The 19,166-nt window shown below is 53.1% G+C and carries 19 protein-coding genes; 6 read left to right on the top strand and 13 right to left on the bottom strand.

All coding sequences use genetic code 11. The annotated features are described in order from the left end of the window. Window positions 1-32: 32 nt before the first annotated feature. Complete coding sequence (rqcH, locus tag ACXJJA_RS03750; RefSeq protein ID WP_456486889.1) at window positions 33-2,063, bottom strand: ribosome rescue protein RqcH; 2,031 nt, start codon at window positions 2,061-2,063, stop codon at window positions 33-35. A gap of 165 nt (window positions 2,064-2,228) precedes the next feature. Here rqcH and ACXJJA_RS03745 point away from each other — a divergent pair, with 165 nt between their 5' ends. After that, window positions 2,229-2,510 (top strand): hypothetical protein, encoded by a 282-nt coding sequence (locus ACXJJA_RS03745; protein ID WP_456486888.1) that lies wholly within the window; start codon window positions 2,229-2,231, stop codon window positions 2,508-2,510. A 55-nt stretch (window positions 2,511-2,565) separates the two neighbouring features. Here ACXJJA_RS03745 and ACXJJA_RS03740 read toward each other — a convergent pair whose 3' ends face one another. The 4 genes from ACXJJA_RS03740 to cofH form a co-directional block, all read right to left on the bottom strand. Then, the gene (locus ACXJJA_RS03740; protein ID WP_456486887.1) at window positions 2,566-3,327 is read right to left on the bottom strand and encodes an ATP-binding protein; all 762 of its coding nucleotides are present in this window, start codon (window positions 3,325-3,327) and stop codon (window positions 2,566-2,568) included. A gap of 17 nt (window positions 3,328-3,344) precedes the next feature. Next, on the bottom strand, window positions 3,345-4,382 hold the full coding sequence (locus ACXJJA_RS03735; protein WP_456486886.1) for an AAA family ATPase: 1,038 nt from the start codon (window positions 4,380-4,382) through the stop codon (window positions 3,345-3,347). Between the two features lie 237 nt (window positions 4,383-4,619). Beyond that, entirely contained in the window at window positions 4,620-4,769 is a 150-nt protein-coding gene (locus tag ACXJJA_RS03730) for a 50S ribosomal protein L40e (RefSeq protein ID WP_456486885.1), read from the bottom strand. A 34-nt stretch (window positions 4,770-4,803) separates the two neighbouring features. Further along, entirely contained in the window at window positions 4,804-5,901 is a 1,098-nt protein-coding gene (gene cofH / locus ACXJJA_RS03725; protein ID WP_456486884.1) for a 5-amino-6-(D-ribitylamino)uracil--L-tyrosine 4-hydroxyphenyl transferase CofH, read from the bottom strand. A 41-nt stretch (window positions 5,902-5,942) separates the two neighbouring features. Between cofH and purL the strand changes: the two genes are divergently transcribed. After that, window positions 5,943-8,330 carry a phosphoribosylformylglycinamidine synthase subunit PurL gene (gene purL, locus ACXJJA_RS03720; RefSeq protein ID WP_456486883.1) on the top strand — a complete coding sequence of 796 codons (2,388 nt, stop codon included), beginning with the start codon at window positions 5,943-5,945 and terminating at the stop codon, window positions 8,328-8,330. A gap of 18 nt (window positions 8,331-8,348) precedes the next feature. Here purL and ACXJJA_RS03715 read toward each other — a convergent pair whose 3' ends face one another. The 7 genes from ACXJJA_RS03715 to ACXJJA_RS03685 form a co-directional block, all read right to left on the bottom strand. Next, entirely contained in the window at window positions 8,349-9,635 is a 1,287-nt protein-coding gene (locus ACXJJA_RS03715; RefSeq protein ID WP_456486882.1) for a COG1361 S-layer family protein, read from the bottom strand. 13 nt (window positions 9,636-9,648) lie between these two features. After that, window positions 9,649-10,302, bottom strand: a complete 654-nt coding sequence (locus tag ACXJJA_RS03710; protein WP_456486881.1) for a YIP1 family protein — start codon at window positions 10,300-10,302, stop codon at window positions 9,649-9,651. A gap of 65 nt (window positions 10,303-10,367) precedes the next feature. Further along, window positions 10,368-10,808, bottom strand: a complete 441-nt coding sequence (gene ribH / locus ACXJJA_RS03705; RefSeq protein WP_456486880.1) for a 6,7-dimethyl-8-ribityllumazine synthase — start codon at window positions 10,806-10,808, stop codon at window positions 10,368-10,370. A gap of 9 nt (window positions 10,809-10,817) precedes the next feature. After that, complete coding sequence (ribC, locus tag ACXJJA_RS03700; RefSeq protein WP_456486879.1) at window positions 10,818-11,288, bottom strand: riboflavin synthase; 471 nt, start codon at window positions 11,286-11,288, stop codon at window positions 10,818-10,820. Continuing rightward, on the bottom strand, window positions 11,285-12,382 hold the full coding sequence (locus ACXJJA_RS03695) for a DUF373 family protein (RefSeq protein ID WP_456486878.1): 1,098 nt from the start codon (window positions 12,380-12,382) through the stop codon (window positions 11,285-11,287). Before ACXJJA_RS03695 ends, ribC begins: the two co-directional genes overlap by 4 nt. 84 nt (window positions 12,383-12,466) lie before the next feature. Continuing rightward, entirely contained in the window at window positions 12,467-13,276 is an 810-nt protein-coding gene (locus ACXJJA_RS03690) for a DUF4350 domain-containing protein (RefSeq protein ID WP_456486877.1), read from the bottom strand. A gap of 302 nt (window positions 13,277-13,578) precedes the next feature. After that, window positions 13,579-14,553 carry a hypothetical protein gene (locus ACXJJA_RS03685; RefSeq protein WP_456486876.1) on the bottom strand — a complete coding sequence of 325 codons (975 nt, stop codon included), beginning with the start codon at window positions 14,551-14,553 and terminating at the stop codon, window positions 13,579-13,581. A gap of 287 nt (window positions 14,554-14,840) precedes the next feature. Here ACXJJA_RS03685 and ACXJJA_RS03680 point away from each other — a divergent pair, with 287 nt between their 5' ends. After that, a complete protein-coding gene (locus tag ACXJJA_RS03680) occupies window positions 14,841-15,272 on the top strand; it encodes a molybdopterin dinucleotide binding domain-containing protein (RefSeq protein ID WP_456486875.1) in 432 nt (143 codons plus the stop codon). A 39-nt stretch (window positions 15,273-15,311) separates the two neighbouring features. Here ACXJJA_RS03680 and ACXJJA_RS03675 read toward each other — a convergent pair whose 3' ends face one another. Beyond that, a complete protein-coding gene (locus ACXJJA_RS03675; protein ID WP_456486874.1) occupies window positions 15,312-15,968 on the bottom strand; it encodes a corrinoid protein in 657 nt (218 codons plus the stop codon). 98 nt (window positions 15,969-16,066) lie between these two features. Here ACXJJA_RS03675 and ACXJJA_RS03670 point away from each other — a divergent pair, with 98 nt between their 5' ends. Genes ACXJJA_RS03670 through ACXJJA_RS03660 form a run of 3 tightly spaced genes read left to right on the top strand, consistent with a single transcriptional unit; the run spans window position 16,067 to window position 19,126 of the window. Then, entirely contained in the window at window positions 16,067-17,110 is a 1,044-nt protein-coding gene (locus ACXJJA_RS03670; RefSeq protein ID WP_456486873.1) for a uroporphyrinogen decarboxylase family protein, read from the top strand. Window positions 17,111-17,112: 2 nt separating this feature from the next. Beyond that, window positions 17,113-18,204: a uroporphyrinogen decarboxylase family protein gene (locus tag ACXJJA_RS03665; RefSeq protein WP_456486872.1), complete on the top strand. Its 1,092-nt coding sequence runs from the start codon at window positions 17,113-17,115 to the stop codon at window positions 18,202-18,204. Window position 18,205: 1 nt separating this feature from the next. Beyond that, window positions 18,206-19,126: a transglutaminase domain-containing protein gene (locus ACXJJA_RS03660; RefSeq protein ID WP_456486871.1), complete on the top strand. Its 921-nt coding sequence runs from the start codon at window positions 18,206-18,208 to the stop codon at window positions 19,124-19,126. The last annotated feature ends 40 nt before the right edge of the window (window positions 19,127-19,166 follow it).

Raw genomic sequence — 19,166 nt, 5'->3', positions numbered from 1 at the left:
TTATTTAAGTCTTACCCTTTCTTTGGACAAGCTCACCCTTCTTCCTCTTTAGTTTCCGCGAACATGATTCTTGAGTCCCCGGGCGGCAGCACTTTCGCTATTTCGCCGGGCGCTGCGATTTTGCGCATGAGGCGTTTTTCGACGGCACTCGCCTTCTCCATGAATATTTCAGATATTTTCTTTGCAAGTTCTGCCTTCTCGCAGTCGCCAGGCACGATTTCCACGAGGTATTTCGCATGGCGTTTCACGGCTTGCGGCGGACCTGCGACGAGCCACGTCTCCTCGTTGATTTCGATGCCGACGGCGAGGCGGAGCGGCACTTTGAAGTAGCGACGGCGTCCTCTGACGATGAAGCTGCCCTTCTTGATGTATTCGCCGCTTTCTGGTGTTTTGCTTACCTGCGTGGCGGCGACACTATAACAGTCAGCTTCTGCGAAGCCGTGTTTCCACAGCGAGGAGTATGCGGCGGCGAACTGCGCCGCTTCGTGTAACGAACGTTCTGGCACGGGACGCCCCTCGGTTTTCAGAAGCACAACAGGAGCGCCCGGCGTCTCGGTGTGGAAGAAGAGGTCGTCGTTTTCCATGTGTCGCTTCACCAGTTCTTCGTTCGTCGTGGCGTCCCTACCACCGACGCAGAGGAAGCCGTCCGACGTTCTGAACCAGCGATAGCGCTCGAACCAGCGCTCTCGGCGTTTCACTCTGCGTTGCGGGTAGAGCTCCGCCGCCTTGGTTTTAAGCAACTCCTGCTCCAATTCCTCTTCCAGCCGTTCCATTTTTGCACGAACTTCCAGAATTGCCTTTTTGACGCCCTCTTTCTTTCGCCGTAGCGTCTTCGCCTCCTCGTAATACCGCTGAGCGCTCCGCTGCACGACTTTATGGACTTGCGGCGGTGTCAGCCCGCCCTTTAAAAATGTATCAAAAAACTCGCCAAGCTCAAGCTCTAACGCAAAGCCATTCAGCGTTATTTCCGCCCGTCGTGCTTTTCTGTCGGTTTTGACATTTGCGGTCGCCGATGCGCCGGCGGCAAGCACAGCCTCAACGTCGGCGTAGTGCGTGTAAAGAGCTTCTGCTTTTTCGATACATGCCGCTTCGCCAGCTTCAAGCTCTTTCAACGCTCGCTCTTGCTCCCCTAAGATTCTTTGGTATTTCTCCAGCTTCTCACTTTTCAAGCCCTCAAGCTCGCCACGCACCGTCTCCACGGTGGCAACGGTGAAAAACTCATCAAGCGCCTCGTTGAAGCTTTCAAATGGTATTTTGCGATTGTTCTCATAAACTCGCAGCTCGAACGGCAGGACAGCTTCGTATTTTTCCCCCTTCATGGCGGCGAGAACGACGTGCGGCTTAAGTTCATTGCGCAGGAGCGGCGAGAAAAGTTGAACGATGACGGCGTGCAGCGTCTTAACTTGCTCATCACTGAGGCTTGCTGCGTTCGTGTTCTTTTCAATCCCTGCCCGCAGGCAAACTTCTTCGGCAAAGATGCCACCGAGGTTGAGCTGCGTGGCGAGCGCCCTGACGACGTCCTTCTTTGATGCCTTAAGAACTTCTTTTAGCGTCGCCTCGTCGATGCCCAGCGGGCTCGGTCTCGGAGGCGGGAATTCGTAACGCTTGCCCCGCTTGAGCGCTCGTGCTGAGAACTCGACGGTCTTCAGCGGCAGGAGTATGCAGCGGTCCTCGTCAAGAAGCACGATGTTGCCCTTCGGCAAAAGCTCGGCGACGAGCGTCAGAGTCTTCCTCTCGCCCTCAGCCCAAGTCTCAACGTCAATGAGAATTATTCTGTCGAAGTCGTGCTGGCGAATCGCAGAGATGCGTCCGCCGCCGATGTGCTTGCGCAGGAACATTGCGAAGTTCGACGGGAACTTCGGCGAGGGCTTTGGATACTTCGTAAGATGAAAGCGTCTACCAGCCTCGATGATTAAGTCCAACGAGCCTTTTTCCTTATGGTGGAGCCGCAACCGAATCTCGGTAGGGCTGTGCTGGTATGCCTTTTCGATTCTTGCACCTTTGAGCCACTGAAGCTCGCTGACAACCGCTGCGACGTCGGCGCTGCTCATCCCTTGTTTCATGTTTATAAGTTGGCGGGCAGCAGAAATCTCTTTACCCTGCTGCACAAACTAAGGAGCTACCATGAGTTAAGGCATGGACATGGAGCCGCGTTACCGTTATCGAACTAAGGTTATTAAGGTCGTTGATGCGATACGCCCGACGTAGAGATCGGTTATTTTGCTGACGTGGACTCTCCTGAAATTCACGCCGAAGAGAAGAGGAGTGAGGAGTATGCAGCGGGGCTCAGGGCGAAGAAATATGTAGAGCAGCGGCTCGCCGAGAACGGCAATGAATGCCTCGTAAAAACGGAAAAGCGAGCGGGGAGTGGCAGTGCTGGTCGCCACCGTTTACCTCAAAGATTCAGAAAAGTCGCTAAGCAAGGAGCTTCTGGGGGAAGGACCTGCCCACCGCCCAGCGAGCGGGGCGTCGTGGCTAACTTTGGGGCGCATGGGACAAACTGGGTGTAGCGCAGTAAGTATACAGAACGATAAGCTGCTTAAACTGCACACCGCTCCCCGCGCGCTACGTCGCCCCCACGATCATTTTCATGATTTTCCTAACGGCGACGGATGCCGAGGAGTCTTCAGGGAGGGCGACGACGGGTTTTCCGAGGAGGTCAAACTCCGCGACCTTTGGGTCGTAAGGTATGATTTCGTGGAGTTCGATGCCGTGCTTCCTCGCTTCCTCCCTTACCTTCGCTTCAAGCCCTTCGGGAATTCTGTTCGCCACGTTTATTATCCTCTTGATGGCTATGTCAATCTCATCAGTTAGTTTTCTGATGCGGAGCGCCGTCAATATCCCTTTGACGGTTGCGTCCGTGATGACGAGCATGATGTCCACGTCTCTCGTCGTGCGGCGGCTGAGGTGTTCGAGCCCTGCTTCGCAGTCAATGACCGTGTAGTCATAATTCTTTGAAAGCGTGTCTATGACCATTCTAATGATGTGATTGACCGGGCAGTAGCAGCCCGGACCCTCAGGGCGCCCCATGACCAGCAGGTCGTAATGATCGCCCTCGTAAATTATTTCCATGATTTTGCCCTCGAATTCTCGGCGCTTGTCGCCGGTAACGCTCTCTTCCTCCAGCAACGCCTCTCGCATTTCGCCGACGCTCGCCGCGATGCTCACGCCGAGCGCATCCGGGAGGTTGGAGTCGGGGTCGGCGTCTATTGCTAAGATGCTGGCGTCTGGGAACTCCTTGCTTAGTTCCCTTATCAGGAGCGCCGCAACCAATGTTTTCCCAGTGCCTCCCTTCCCTGAAATTCCAATAACGGTACCCAACGGCATTTTCTTAGCCCTCAAACTCACACAAGTTCGCTCAACATGCTATCCACAATCTCCCTCAAAAGCCCCTCAGGGTCGTCGTAGTATTTGGAGCCCGCTGCCGGCTTTATCCGCCCGACGACTGAAGAGAATGCCATCTCACGCACGTCGTCGAGCGTAGCAACGTTCCGCCCGTCGAGGAGTGCCGCCGCTTGCACCTTCTCATAAAGGGAAATGGCGGCTCTTGCGGAGGCGCCCTGCTCAAGCTCCTCGCTCCACGGCGGCTCTCTCGTGGCTCGCACGAGCTTTACTATCGCATCAAGCACCTTCCCCGGAACCTCAACGCTCTCCAACTGTTTCGCATTCCTCAAAATTATCTCCTTATCTTCCTCTTCAGTTTCAGGATACCCCATCTTCGTGACGTCGAACCTGTCCAAGAGCACGTCTGAAAGCTCCTCGACGCCCGCCCGCTCTCTCGGATTCATCGTCGCGATCATGATGAAGTTCGACGGGTAGTCCACATCGTAGGGTCCAATGGTCGCAATCCCTTCCTCTAAGACTTGGAGCAGGGCGTTCTGCAGCTTCTCAGGCACCCTGTTCAGCTCGTCGAAGAAGACTATGCCCCTGTTTCCCTTCAACAGCTTCCCGGGCGTGAACGCCCGATAGTCCTGTGGTCCGTATTTAAAGGCTTTCGTTGGGTCGATGTCGCCGAGTAAGTCTTCTGCCGTTAGATCTGGCGAGCCTTGGATGCGGACGAAGCGTTTTATCCCACTTATTTTTTCGGTTTCCAGAGTCTCGCCACGCTCCTTCATTGCACGACATAGCGGACATACTGGCTCCTTAGGGTCACAGTGGTAAGGGCAGCCTTTCACCACCTCGATTTCGGGTAGCAGCTCTGCGATGTGTTTTGCGAGCGTCGTCTTCCCAACGCCGGGGTAACCTTCGATTAGGATGTGATGCCCGGCGAGCAGCGACGATATTATCTTGCGCTTCGCATCTCTCTGCCCAATGATGACGTCCAGCGGGTCCTTCCCATTCCTAATATGTTCCAAAATTACCTCTCTAAGGTCTTCCAACATGCCCCTTACCTCTTACAAGATTTCGGCGAGAGAGCTCATGGTTCAAACCATGAGCCGAATCGCCGATAGTTTTAAATACCTCCTCATCTATCCTATTCCCAGCGAGCTCAGAGCTATATGCTCTGGGTAGGGGCCGAGGTGAGCCAGCCCCGTCGTGAGGCTCAGGCTCTGGGCAGGTTGCCCTCAAAGAGTCTGAGCTGAGAGGCATGAAGCTCATGGCTTTAGCCATGGAGTAGCTCACCTCTTTCCTCCCTTAACAGATTTCACCCTCAAATCTTTAGAATGGCACTTCCTGCACCGTTTCGCCCTCATAGCGTTTCGTGCGTTGCAGTTCATGCAAATCTTCACATGCAGCAGCCGACGCTCAGCCTCTGGGAACCGTGCCATCGCTCCTTCACCTTGACCCTTTTACTATGTTAAGCTATAATAGTTCATAAAGGGTATTCCTTTTTCTCGGAATTCTTCCAGCCTCTCTTATCAGACGCTCAAGCGCCTCAGGACTCATGTATTCGCCAGAGGTCGCCCCCGCCGCCTTAGATATGTTCTCTTCCATTAAGGTGCCTCCCAAGTCGTTAGCGCCGAAATCGAGCATCTTCTTGGCGCCTTTGGGCGTGAGCTTCACCCACGACGCCTGAATATTGTCACAAAGTCCATGGAGGACGACGCGGGCAAGGGCGTGGACGACTGCGCACTCGAAGAACGAGGGCGCCCGCCCGCCAATCATTCTTCCGAGCTCGTTGTTCTTCGGCATGAAAGGCAGAGGTATGAACTCCGTGAAACCTTTAGTTTCCTGCTGAATCCTTCTTATTAGGAACAAGTGCTCGATTCTGTGTGCGGCGGTCTCGACGTGCCCGAACATCATCGTTGCCGTTGTTGGGATGCCGATGCGATGTGCCGCCTTTATTATTTTAACCCACTCCTCAGTCCTCAGCTTCTTAGGGCAGATTTCATGACGCACCTCATCAACGAGGATTTCAGCAGCAGTTCCTGGCATAGAGTCGAGCCCTGCCGCCTTTAACTCCTCTAAAACGTCCTCGATGCCGAGTTTGGAATTGTCGGCAGCGTGCTTAATTTCCATCGGCGAGAATGCGTGAATGTGCACGTCGAAATTCTCTTTTATGCGTTCAAGAATTTCGCAATAGTCTTCAATGCAGAAGTCGGGGTGCAGCCCGCCTTGAATGCAGACTTCGACGGCGCCACGCTCAACCGCTTCCGCTATCTTATTTATGATCTCTTCAATGCCCAAGAGGTAACCCTCACCCGTCTTGCGTCTGAAAGCGCAGAACTTGCAGCTCCCGATGCAGACGTTCGTGAAATTGATGTTACGATTCACTATGTAGGTGACGACGTCGCCGCACGCCGCCCTTCGAAGCTCGTCAGCAATTCTGAACAGCAAATGCGGGTTTTTAACTAAAAACATGGCGTCGTTCTTCGTGACGTCGCCTTTCCTCACTCTCTCGTAAAGCGTCTCTGCCGCCGCCACGCAGGCGGCAGCCGCCACCGCTCTCACGCTCACCATCGCACCGTGATATTTATTGAGGGTAAATAAAAACTAAGAGGATGAACCTTTACGCGAGACTTGAAAGCTGTCCTGAAGTTTACAGGGTTAACGTATGTGATGCAACCGACGCTGCCCTCATGAAAATAAACGAAGAGCTGGCACTTGCGTTGAATTTAGATGAGATGCGTAGGATTAAGGAGCACTTCTTGGCGAAGGGTAGGAATCCAACGGACGTAGAACTTCAGAGCATAGCACAGGCGTGGAGCGAGCACTGCTGCTACAAAAGCTCGAAGCTCATCCTCAAAAAATTCATCTTCGGTATAGAGGCGCCGCAGAATGTCTTAGTCGTCGTGGAGGACGCCGGCGTCGTGGCGTTCGACGACGAGCACGTCTACGTTGTGGGCTTCGAGAGCCACAACCATCCTTCGGCGCTCGAACCCTACGGTGGTGCCGCCACCGGCGTCGGCGGCATCATCAGAGACGTCGTCTGCATGGGCGCACAGCCTGTAGCGCTGATAGACGCTCTTTTTTTCGGTCCCCTGGACTACGATTACGAAAAGCTCCCGGAGGGCGTCAAGCACCCGAGGTTCCTCTTTGACGGCGTCGTCGCCGGCATCCGAGACTACGGGAACCGCATCGGGATTCCAACGTGCGCAGGTATGCTTTTCTTCGACGAGGGCTACATGGGCAACTGCCTCGTGAACGTCGGCTGCGTGGGCGTCGCAAGCAAGAAAAACGTGCGGCGGAGCGTCGCACGCCCCGGCGAGCTTTTAGTGCTCGTCGGCGGGCGAACGGGGCGTGATGGCATCCACGGCGTCACATTCGCCTCTACGGAGCTCACAGGCGACGAGGCGCTGCGGAGCGCCGTTCAACTCGGCGACCCGATAATGAAGGAGCCGCTCATGCACGCGATTCTCGACGCAAACGCCGCAGGGCTGATAAATGGAATGAAGGACTTAGGCGGCGGCGGGCTTTCGTGCGTCGTCTCTGAGATGTGCGCCGCCGGGAATTGCGGCGCCGTCGTCTTTCTTGACAGAGTACCTCTGAAGGAGGCGAGTTTGAAGCCTTGGGAGATTTGGGTCTCAGAGTCACAGGAGCGTTTCATGCTTGCTGTCGCTCCTGAGAATCTGGAGGAGCTCTCAAGCTTTTTTGAGAAGTGGGACGTGCCTTTAACAGTCGTCGGCGAGACCATCAAGGAAAAAGTCATAAGGCTCTTCTACAAGGACGTGAAAGTTTTTGAGATGGAAACAGACTTTTTAGTGGGCAGTGTCGTTTACGAGCGGCATTGTGAGTTCAGGCAAGACGAAATCAAACGCATGGAGCAAGATCCGAAGCTCAAGGAGCCTAAAGATTACACCGAGATTCTTTTGAGCTTGCTGGCGTCGCCGAATATTGCGTCAAGAGAGCACGTAGTAAGACAATACGACCACGACGTCAGGGCTTCGACGATAATAAAGCCGTTGCACGGCATAATCGGGAAGGAGACGCACGGTGATGCCGTCGTGATCAAACCTTTGGAGGAGTCATGGAGAGGGCTCGCAATTACCGCGGACGTCAACCCCGCTTACACGAGAATAAATCCTTTCTGGGGCGCCGCCTCTGCGGTTGACGAGGTTTGCAGGAACTTGGTAGCGGTGGGAGCGTTGCCGCATTCGCTGGCTGACTGCCTGAACTTCGGGAATCCTGAAAAGCCGGACAGGATGGGCGACTTCTACGAGTGCTGCCGCGGCTTAGGCTACGTTGCCCGTGCGTTGCGCCTGCCTTTCGTATCCGGCAACGTGAGCTTTTACAATGAGTTCGTCGCGCTTGACCGCCCAATACCGCCGACGCCGACCGTTCTCGGCATTGGAATCGTAGAGGATGTGCGGAAGTGCGTTTCCGTGGATGCAAAGCGTGCAAGAAACGTTATTTACATCATAGGCGAGACGAAAAAGGAGCTTGGCGGCAGCGAGTATTACAGGCTCAGGGGCGTGCGGTTCGAGCGTGGCGAGAAATGCGGCGTCGTGCCGAGGACGAATCCCGAGACGCTGCGTAAGAGGATTGGAGTTTTAAGGCGTTTAATTTTGGAGGGACTCGTGGAGAGCTGCCACGACGTTTCCGAGGGCGGGCTTGCAGTAGCTGCGTGCGAGATGCTGTTTGGCGGTTGTTTGGGCGTCGAGCTCGACGTCTCGCCGCTCCGCATGGAACGCAGCGACTTTAAGCTTTTCTCAGAGTCAAATACGAGGTGGCTCGTCGAGGTGCGTCCTGAGAAGCAAAGCGAGTTTGAGGACATCTTGAGGCGGGAGAATGTCTATTTCAGGGAGCTTGGCGTGCTGCGGAGCGAGCCCGTGATTTTAATACGGAACGGGAGTGGGGAGCTTGTGGACATGCCGCTTGAAGCTGCGAGGGCGGCGTGGAGAAGTGCGCTCGAGCGGCAGCGCGTTCGGCACGATATTGATTCGTTGTGAAAAGGAAAACTAGCGGCTTCATTTTCTCTTCCACGAGTATGCAATGGCGCCGGCGACCACGCTTGCGACTGCTACGAGCACAACGACCATTAATGCGTGTGTCCCTTCCGAGCTTGCCGTCGGCACCGCCCGCTGTCCAATCGAGACATATTCGATTTTAGAAAACAGGTTGCCATCCTCATCTTTATATTCTATGACGAGCGGCACCTCCGAGACGCTTCCCGTCGCTTTCACGTGCAGCTCGAAGCTGCTGAAGTCGTCAGGATTGAGCAGCCCCACGAAATAGGCTTTGTAGGGATGCACGCCTTCGACGCCTTCCGCCGTGCCGACTCGCATGACCACGCTTCTCGCCGCCTCTAAGCCTGCGTTATTGATGTCGCCTGTGATTTTAAAGGAGTTAGCACCCGTCGCTTCCACCTCTATCCCCGTGAGGACGAGCTCCACGCCCTTTTTGCTCTCCGCCACGTTCAAGGGGACGTTCAACACCATCGAATGCGAGTTGTCGCCGTTTCTAAATTCCAACCTGAAATTCAGAACGCAAACGCCCATCATTTGAGGCGTGAAGTTGAAAGAAATAACCCCTGCTTCATCGGGCGGCAACTCCCCTATAAAGACCTCTGAAGGAACAATGTTCTCGCTTTCGGCAACGACACGCACGCCCGTAGCAGCATTCAGTCTCGGATTTCCGACAGCAAGCTTGATTTCCGTGCGCTTTCCCACAAAGATATCCTCTGGGACGTTCTCGACACTTATGGTTAGCGGAGTGCTGTCCACCTGCACCGGTATCGAATATCTCACGGTCTCAGCTTCTTCCGTCTCCACTAAAATCTTGGGGTAATAGATGCCGTCGGGGCATGTAGCGCGGACGGTGAACGTGAAGGTTATGCTCTCTCCGGGTCCCAGCCGCCCGACGTTCAGGAAGGGCTTGCTCAAGACTTCGATTTCACGGCTGAGCATGCAGACCTCCTTCAAATACACGCTCCTTGCCATCTCCATGTTCTTCACCGTCACGGTCACCGTGCCGATGTCGCCCTGCATGAGAACCTCCGGGCTTACCCAGTAATCTGTGACCATGATTGCTGATTTCTGCGCATCTTCGGCATGTGCGCAGCCCGTCATGCCCCATGCCACCACGACTAAAAGCAAGAAGGAAAGCATAGCGAACGTGCGGCGCCACGTGCTGAGGTTTGAGCTGTTGTTGAAAACTGAGCAGCTGTTGTTGAAAACTGAGCAACCGAAACTTTTACCTAAGCCGTTACTGTTGCACGAGCCGCTGTTGCCAAGAACACCGCCCGCAGCCAGCATTAAACTACCCCCGTCAGAGTGTGCTGCACAGGGTCGCCAGCTTCCACACCGAATACAGAACGTAAACTGCTACTGGAATCGCGACCGTTATCAGGGCGTCCCGTATCGAAAGCTTTCTCGCATGCTTCAGCCCGAAGACCCAGAGGTTTGCGGCCCACAACAGGAAGAGCATACCGATTACTGACGAGAGTTGCATCATCGGGCTTGCCATCAGGGCTGCAATGGCGTCTGCCACTTCCTCAGGGCTTGTGACTGTTGGAAGCTCCACGGTTGAGAAAAAATGATACGTGAGGGCTGCGCTTATGATGCCGCCGATTACGAGAGGGATGTAGCCGTAGCCGATGAATTCGAGGGTGCGTTTGAACGAGCCTTCACCGTTGAAGAGTGCAGAAATGCCGAAGAGAATGGCGGCAACGACGAGCCAGATAATAAATGCAAAAACGAGGGCACCGACAGCGCTACCAACAAGCATGACTGAGATAAAACCTTGCGCCTCAGGCGGGAGCGTTCCGCCAAGAATCCCTACAGTCATGAGGCTCGACAGAAAAGCAATAGCCCCGCTGGTCATTCCGCTCAGCAAAACGATAAACGCTGGCGTCTTTAAATTTTCCTCTCTTTTCAACCTTTCCTCAAAAAATTTGTCCGGGTTCGTCAGCACTTCTATCATTTCCCGCACCACGTTATCAGAATGACATAAAACTTCTGCGGTAGCGTTGTGTTGCGGCAGCGTGGTTAGCCGACGCCTCTACGACGGGCGGCTCGTAACCGCTTCACCATTTTCACTGCCGCTTCCACAGCACGCTTCGCATATTCCACTCGTTCCTGCGCTTCGAGCCTTGTTTCACCTGGTCCTGAGACCCCAAGCGTCACCGGCTTCTCAAACTCCAGAGACAAATCCATAAGCTTGCGGGCGGCGTGCTGCGCCACGATTTCGTCGTGCTCCGTCGCACCCTCGATGACGCAACCCAGCGTCACAACAGCATCCACGTCCTCGTCCATCAACAGCATCTTCACAGCGAGCGGCATATCGAAGACGCCCGGCACCTTAAGAACCCGTTTGACGCTCGCACCGAGGAATTCTGCGTGCTCCCTACCGAGTATTTCCATCTGGTAGGTGATGTCGCGGTGGAACTCGGAAACCACAAACGCCAACCGTATCTCCTCTCCTGCCATCCCAACACCTCATAGCCTTAAAGGACCTGCATCTTCAAAGCCTTGTCGCATCCCCATGCCTGCCTCCTTTCTTAGCATTTCAGGCTTAAAAAGCAGCTTTATTACGTTCTGCGCATGCTCTCTTGTGCGGCGGTCTGCGAGCATCGCCAGCTCCCTTTCGTCCTTTGCTTCGTCCTCATGCACGAAAACCTCAATAATGTGCTTTGATACAAGTATCTGTGTAAATATCAGCCCGAGAGACGCCTCGTGCGCACACGTCTTGTCGAGCGGCGTCGGTCCGGGCATGCCGAGCGCCATTACGATGTCGCAACCACGCTCAAAGAGAATCTTGGCGGCAACCGGTAAATCCTTGATGCCGGGCACCGTGTATCTTTCAATCTCGACGGACGCATGTTTTCTCAGTTCGTCAATGGCAGCGGCGCCCATGTCATATCTCGCAAATGTGGTGTCGGCAATACCCACCTTCTTCTTGCCTTTCATCCCTCCTCCCCCTTAACCTCGACTTTAGTTCTGAGCTTCATATATGCGGAGGTCCAGATGCCGATGAGCGAAATTACGACGCCGCCGAATATTGAGAAGAGCAGGACTTGCACGCCGCTCACCACGCTTCCGGCATTGAGCAGGATGACGCACTCGCTCCCACCCCAAAGCATGAGCCCGGCGGAAATCACGAAAAACATGACTTCGAGATGTCTCAGTCCGCTGCCTTCGATGTAAGCGTTTATGATTCTGCCGACGCCCGACGAGAGTGCGGCGGCGACGTACCACCACACCGAGATTTTAATGAAAAGCATCAGCATGACGAGAAATTCAAATTCGCCGGCGGGAGCGTCTCTGTAATACTCGACGCAGCTTGCGACCCCTTGCGTCATGCCCACGATTGCAAGGATTATTGCGCCGACATAGGTCACGAAAGTTATCTTTCCGCCGTAAAATGACTGCCGAAGCGTTTTTGAGAAGTCTTCGAGGACGTTTTCCAATCCCAAGCCCTTGAAAAGCAAGTAAATGCCGAGGAGGAGGAGTATGATGCCGGCGGCAAGTTCCGTGCGCCCTATGAGTATCGATATCGAAAGAGCAAAGAAAATTAAGCTAAGCGGCAAAACCATGGAACGAGCGAACTTCGGGTCCTCAAATACCCTTTTTACGATATAGAACGTGCTTTCGAGGTTCTGGCTTTGCTTAACCACTACCCTTTTTATGAAATCTACCTTCACCCTCGACTGTATTATCGGGAGGAGCCACTCGTCCTCGGCGCCGTCGCTTACAAAGACCGCACTACTCGCATCCACCGCCGTCAGCACTTCATCCAGCTCCCTGCTTATCTTCTCGTCAGATTTCCGTCCGATGCTCCTGTCACCGGCGAGCAGCACGAGTTCGACAGCTTCGCCCTCCGCTTTCAACTCGTCGTAAAGTCGCACGCCCTCGAAAATGGCGTTAACGTCGGAGTCCTCAGGGTCCGAGAGCCCAAGCTGCGTAGCCACCTCTAAGCAAGCATCTCGCCCTATTACCGGCGTCCGCACGCCGACTCGCTCACCAACGTCGTTGTCCCGGTCAACGCAGATTATCAGCTTCAACCGCTACTACATTAGCATTCTGATATTTAGCTTTTGTGGCGCACAAAAATAATTGACTTTCACGGGGCAAAAAATAGGGAAAAATTAGGAATTGCTCCTCCTTCTAAGCAGCAGAAATACTGCGCTAAGCGTCAGCAATGACGGGAGCAGCGGCGTTGAGTATTCAGGGACGGAGCATGTCTGCCAGAAATATGCAAGGATGTTGTCCAGAAGCTCCTCGTTGTCGGCTGAGTCGAAACAGCAGTTGCTCCACATCCACTCATCGCCTATCGCCACTACAACACCTTTTCCGGCGGTGTCGTTGACCGCTAATAGACAGTATTTAAATGGCCCCACCTTAAACCAACCTATCTCCTTTGAAGAGCCGGAAACTTTTATTTTACGAGCGGTTATCCCGACCACTTTACTCAATGAGTTAGGCGTCGTCGTCACAGGATGGCTTGCAAACTTGTTGATTGTGTGTATAGGTAAAGGTGGTAGGCCGTCGAACTCTATTCCAAACTCTGTGGTTATCTCATTAGCATATGTCCCGGTGCCGTTCTGCGTAATAACGAGTTGCCCGCCGCTTTTCACCCAGTCTATGATGGCTTGCGCCTCTTCGTCTGGAATGTTCTTAACGGGCGTCAGCACGAAAAGTGCATCGTAATTGCTCAGCAGTGATGCATTCACATGCCTCGCATAATCCACAGTCCAGCCCTGCTCCTCAAGTTCATTACGGAACTTACTCCAGAAAGGGCTGTTTTTATAACTGTATTGCACCCAGCCGTCCTTTGATGGGCACCACCTCTTATACAGAACCAGCGCCTTCCCGCCATGCCACTCTGCGACTGCAGGCGTTATGAAGATTACGAGCAGGAGCGCCGCTGCTGCCGCCACGAACACTTTTTTTACCATTCCTCTCCCCCCGTGCATTCACTGAGGTTCTATTTAAATTTTTCCGACGCAGAATGACGCCATCCCAAATAAAAGAAATGTGATTTGTCCTCATCATATTTTGACTCCAAAGAGAGGCTCTTTTTCAACATCTGATATTTTTCTTCACACCATTTGAAACAAATCCAAAATGTTCCGAAATTCTCATTTCGACGAGCTGAGCGCCCTTACACGACTCGTAGCAGCAAAAATGTAAAATTTCTTAAGTAGGCCTTTTCCCACCACAAAGATGAAAAGAAAAAGGAGGTAGAGAGCATGTTCATTTAGCCCTCAAAACCCTCCCCTCTTCTAAATATTAGCAGCGCTGCGCCGAATATCGTCATCGCCACCGGCAGCACCACTGTCGGGAACTCCGGCGCCGGGACTGGAGCCTCTAGCTCGTTGTAGCCGCTCAACACCTCGTCCTTCGAATCGCCGAAGATGTAGTAAATCCTGAAGCTCACAGAGTCCCCAGGATTCAGCGTTATGTCGTTCCACTCGAACAATGCGTTGCCATCCATGTAAGTACCGTCAGGGTCTGGATCATCGATGGAAGTATAGTAATAAAAAAGGTCGTCCCACGCATTTGCGTCGTGGACGTCTGCGGGCGTGCTTGAAGATGTTGCAACGGCTGCATATGGATAGCCATCACCATCCCAGACCAGCATTATCGGCTTGCCGTCGCTGTCCTCCAAATAATCCCAATAGTCTGGAAATGGGCTACGGTCAAGGTCCCAGTCCACGATACGCTTGTATTTCAAGCCCGTGACCGTGTCAGAGCCTGTGTTTTCCAAGGTTACTTCCAAGATGACGAACTTCTTGTCCTTCGGCAGCGTGAACTCATGCGTCAGCTGTATGCGCCCGTCTGAGGTGGTGGCGACATCTCTTACTTTGTACTCGTCGGCTGTGCTCAGATTCGTCTCTGAGACAAAGTTCAGACCGTTAATTCCATCAGCGTATGCATAGCACTCATGAAGAATGCTTCCAGAGTCGTAATAACCGACGAAGTAGCCTTCGCCCCACCAGCCCACCGCAAGGTGCTCATGCTCAATGCCAACGGGATACTGGAGACCGTAGCCGAGAGAATAGTCGGCAAGATATCCATGGCTGTCAACGCCCATTTTGATGTAAGTGGCTGTTACTCCGAAATCAGGTCCATAATCCATAGTAGGAGCGTCTGCATCAGATTGGGCGGCGGCGCACGGCGCTGCTAACGCCACTAAAATTACTGCTACCAGCACTGGTATCAGCTTTTTCACATGCTCACCTCCCCCTTCTTGACAGTCTTTTGGGTCTTTGAGGAATTATAAAAGATTTACGCTCCCATCTCAATGATCAGGGAAATAAGAGTGGTCTGCTTGAAAATTAAAGCTGTTTAGAAGCTTTTTTTGTTCCTGACTTTAAAAAATAGCATTAATTTAAAATGAATTTATAAGGATACGAAATTGTAATTTAAAAATGCATCGGAACCGGCGGCAGGGGGCATCCGATGTTGTAATGAAAAGAGGTTAAATTAAGTGAATCAAAACAAAAGAGGGGAGGCAAAATGCGAATTTCCGAATTCATAAAGCCGCCCGAAATTGAAATAACGATAGTAACGTACCGCAGCATCTTCCAAGCGGAGCATGCGCACGAGAAGCTCGGCGACGCTTACGCATCGCTCTCCGCCGAGATTCTAATGGACGCCGCTGATATGAGACAAATCGGCGTGAAGGACGGAGAAAACGTGGAAATCCGAAACGAACACGGTTTCATCGTCGTTCGAGCGAAAAAAGACGAGGAACGGCACGAGGGCATCGCATTCATGTGCAACAGCATCTTCGCAAACCTCCTCGCCTCGCCCGCACCACCGCAAGCCCTACAACTGCAACCACAAGCTCAGCACGCCTTGCCAAGCCTTAAACGCATAAAAGCAAAAATCTCAGCCACTAAAGAAAATATAACCAACATAAAGGACATCACAAAACGTAAACTTTAGAGGCACAAGGGCATGCAGCACTCTGTAACAACCTAAAGATTAATCACTGATGCCCAAAAGCTTTTTAGCCTCAACAACGGCATCAATGGCGTCTTCGCCATATCCGTCCGCTCCAATACGCTCTGCCCACTCTCTCGACACCGGGGCGCCGCCGACCATAACCTTAACGCTGTCCCGGAGCCCTGCCTCTTTTAGTGCTTCGATGACTCTCTGCTGCTCCGGCATTGTCGTCGTCATTAGGGCGCTAAGCCCTAAAATGTCCGGATGCTCATCCCTCACCGTCTGCACGAAATCCTCAGTCGGCACGTCCCTGCCGAGGTCCACACATTCAAAGCCACTGGCTTCGAGCATCGTCCGCACAATCGTTTTCCCGATGTCGTGCACGTCGAACTGCACGACGCCGATAACTACCTTGCCGAGCGTCTTCCTCTCCCTCCGCTCCTTCTTAAGCTCCGGCTCGAGAATTTTCAACGCAGTGTAAAAAGCCTCGGCGGCGAGCATGAGCTCAGGAAGCGCATACTCTCGCTCTTCATACTTGCGCCCGACCTCTCGCATGCCCTCGGACAAGCCTTTCTCTATGATTTCGTAAGGAGCAATGCCCTCAGAAAGCGCCTTTCTTGTAAGCTCCTCAGCGACGGTGTCGTCGCCGAGCAAAACAGCTTTCGCCAAACCATCAAATATCTCATCCCTCGCCATGATATCGCCTATCTCGATTTACAAACAAAAATACTTAAAATTTTCTCTTCCTTTTTTAAGCAATAATACTTAAATTAGGAGGCGTTGAAAACAATAGTATGTCTGAAATGACGCCTATGGAGCGTTTCGAGGCGGCGCTGCGTGGTGAGGAGCCCGATAGAGTCCCAGTGATGTTCATGGCGTTAATGATTTGCGCAAGGGAGATAAACGTGGGAATGCGGGAATATGCCAAAGACGCCGAAAAGCTTGCAAGAGGGCAGCTTGCTTTCTTCGAAAAATACAAGCCGGACGTCGTCACGCCGGGCACGAACGTGTGTATGACGGCGGAAGCCTTCGGCACGAAGACGAAGTTCCATGAGGGACTTACACTTCCCGTGACTGAGGAGTATGCAGTCAAGACTGCTGAAGACTGGGAAAAGATTGAGGTGCCGGACCCGAAAAGAGCTGGGCGCCGTGGTGTCTATCTCGGCGCTGTTGAAATAATCTCTGAGCGTCTGAGAGGCGTGCCGATAATGGGCTTCATCATAAGCCCGCTGACGCTTGCGAGCTGGGTTGCTGACCTTTCAAGAGTCGTAGTGGACATGAAGAAAAATCCAGATTTGCTGCATAAAGGATTGAGGACGCTGACCGATGCCGTGAAAGCAAGGATTGAGACCTCAATAGACGCAGGCGTGACGCACTTCATGCTCGTCTGCACACGAGCGAGCCGGGAGCTCTTCAAGGAGGAGCAGTATGCGGAGTTTGGCATGCCTTACGACTTAGAGGTGTTAAGCCACGCCGTCAAGCGTAAAGTGCCCATCGTCGCCCACGTCTGCGGCGTCGAGCCATTACTTAGCCTTATAATTAGGAAATACCCAATAGTGGGCGTGAACTGGTGGGACAGGGGCACGAAATTCAGCCTAAAGGACGTGAAAAATGAATATGAGGTTACGGTGATAGGCGGCGTTGACCAGAACCGCACGCTGCTTATGGGGACGCCTGAGGACGTTGAGCGGGAGGCTGCCGATGCTATAAAGAATGCGGCGCCCGGAGGCAGGTTCATACTTTCTGCGGGCTGCGAGCTACCTGCGATCGCGCCGCCTGAGAATATAAAGGCGGTAGTGCGTGCCGCCGAGAAGTATGGGAAATATGTGAAGGGATGAATATGAAGGTGAAAAAGGAGAAGATGACCTCTGCGGATAGAGTAATGCTGGCAATGGGCTTAGACGAGCCTGACAGGGTGCCAGTGGGCTGCTTACCACTGACCATCGGTGCGAGGATGGCGGGCGTCGCTGTTGACAAATATGCGCTGGATGCGAAACTTATCGCAAAAGGGCAGCTCGTTTTTTACGAAAAGTTCGGCGTTGATTTCTTGTGTCCGATGTCGGATATTGCGATGGCTGCAGAGGCGTGGGGCACGAAAACAAAGTTCGTGAAGACTTCCACGCCCTATACCGTCGAATATGCTGTCAAAAAGCCTGAAGACTGGGAGAAGATTGACAAGATTTCTGCATCAGAGTGGTGGGAGGAAGCTGGAAGGATTCCTTTAGTTCTGGAGGCGCAGGACATCATCATTGATAAAGTGGAGTCAACAGTGCCTGTAATAGGATTCCTCGTGAGCCCAATAACGTTGGCATCGTGGATCGGCGGCTTGGACCGGGTTTCGATAGACATGATAAGGGCGCCGGACCTCCTGCACCGAGCGTTAAGGGTTCTCACGGAATCAATGATAGAAATGGCGAAGGCGTTGTATGACAACGGCATCTGCGTCTGTTATATGGTCTGCACGAGGGCGACTCGCGATATTTACACACTTGAGCAATACATGGAGTTCGGCACGCCCTACGACCTCAAGCTCATCGAGGGCGTGAAGCATTTCATGGTTCTCATGGGGCACGTCTGCGGCAGAGAACCGTTCCTTGAAATCCTAGCGCCTTTGTATTCCTTCGTCGGCATTAACTTCTGGGACCGGGGCTCTAAATACGACATCGCATTTGCGAAACGCAAATATGGACGCATGACTCCGGTAATAGGTGGCGTCGACCAAACAAGAACGTTGCTCTATGGCACGCCCGAAGAGGTGGAGGCGGAATGTCTCGACGCCATCAGAAAGGCGGCGCCGGGAGGTGGCTTCATCCTAGCGCCCGGTTGCGAGCTCTCCCTTGAGACGCCTGACGAGAACATAGCGGCAATGGTGAACGCCGCACGCAAATATGGCACTTATCCTTTGGATGAGAAAATATTAGGAGGTGCGTGAGATGGCTACTAAGGAGTTTAAGGTTCCTGAGATTCCGGAAGTGCCGTGGGAGGTTCCAAAAGACCCTGAGCTTCAGCCGTTCCTTGCGCCGACGCCGCTCTGCGAGGCTCATCACCCCCGGATTAAGGAGGAAGCCCTAAAAATAACGGAGGGCGCCAGAAATCCGAGAGAAGCGGCGATGATGATTTTCTACTACATGATTGACAAGATAAAGTTCGAGATGGAGCCGCCAAAGTCCGCCCTTGAAACTTTGGAAGAAGGCGGCGGGAACTGCTTTAACAAAGCGAGCTTACAAATTGCGCTGCTGCGCTCCATCGGAATTCCCGCAAGATACAGCCTCGACAAGACGAAAATAAAATTGATAAGGGTCGTAATTCCTGAGGAAATTTTCAAGGAAATGGCAAAAAAGCAAAGCTGGACGATTCATTTCTCAGTGGACGCCTACATAGACAGGAAATGGATACAATGCGACACGAGCTTCGATCAGGCATTAGTGCCATTCCCCTACAACTGGAACGGGCGGACTGACCTATTGCTGCTGTGCCCGTGGTGGCGGCTTGGGCATATAGGGAAGACGCCAGTGCTGCCTGCCGACGAGATAAATGCGAGATTTGCAGAGCGTGGCTTCACGAAGGAGTTTTGCATGAAGAATATTCGCCCTTACATGGAGGCGTTGCGTGAGATGAGCACCGTCGAACTATGCAAGTACTACAAGAGGATTTTAGGGCGGCGGGACGCCGAGAGCTTTGCGCACCTGCTCTTCTTCCACTTCGTCGGGCACTACCGAGACATCAAATACATGCCGTTCTTCCGCCACGACATAGATTGGGATTCTTCGCAGCTCGTCTTTAAGGAGCCCAAATACAGCGTCGACATAGAGAAGCGGAGTGTGAGCGGACTACCCTTTGAGGTGGAATATTAAGGCGCCTGCAGCTCAAAACATTTACAAATTAGAAAGGTAT

It is taken from the genome of Candidatus Alkanophaga liquidiphilum (assembly GCF_053996935.1).
The sequence above is the reverse complement of the archived record's forward strand: the minus strand, read 5'-3'. Positions and strand labels throughout refer to the sequence as shown.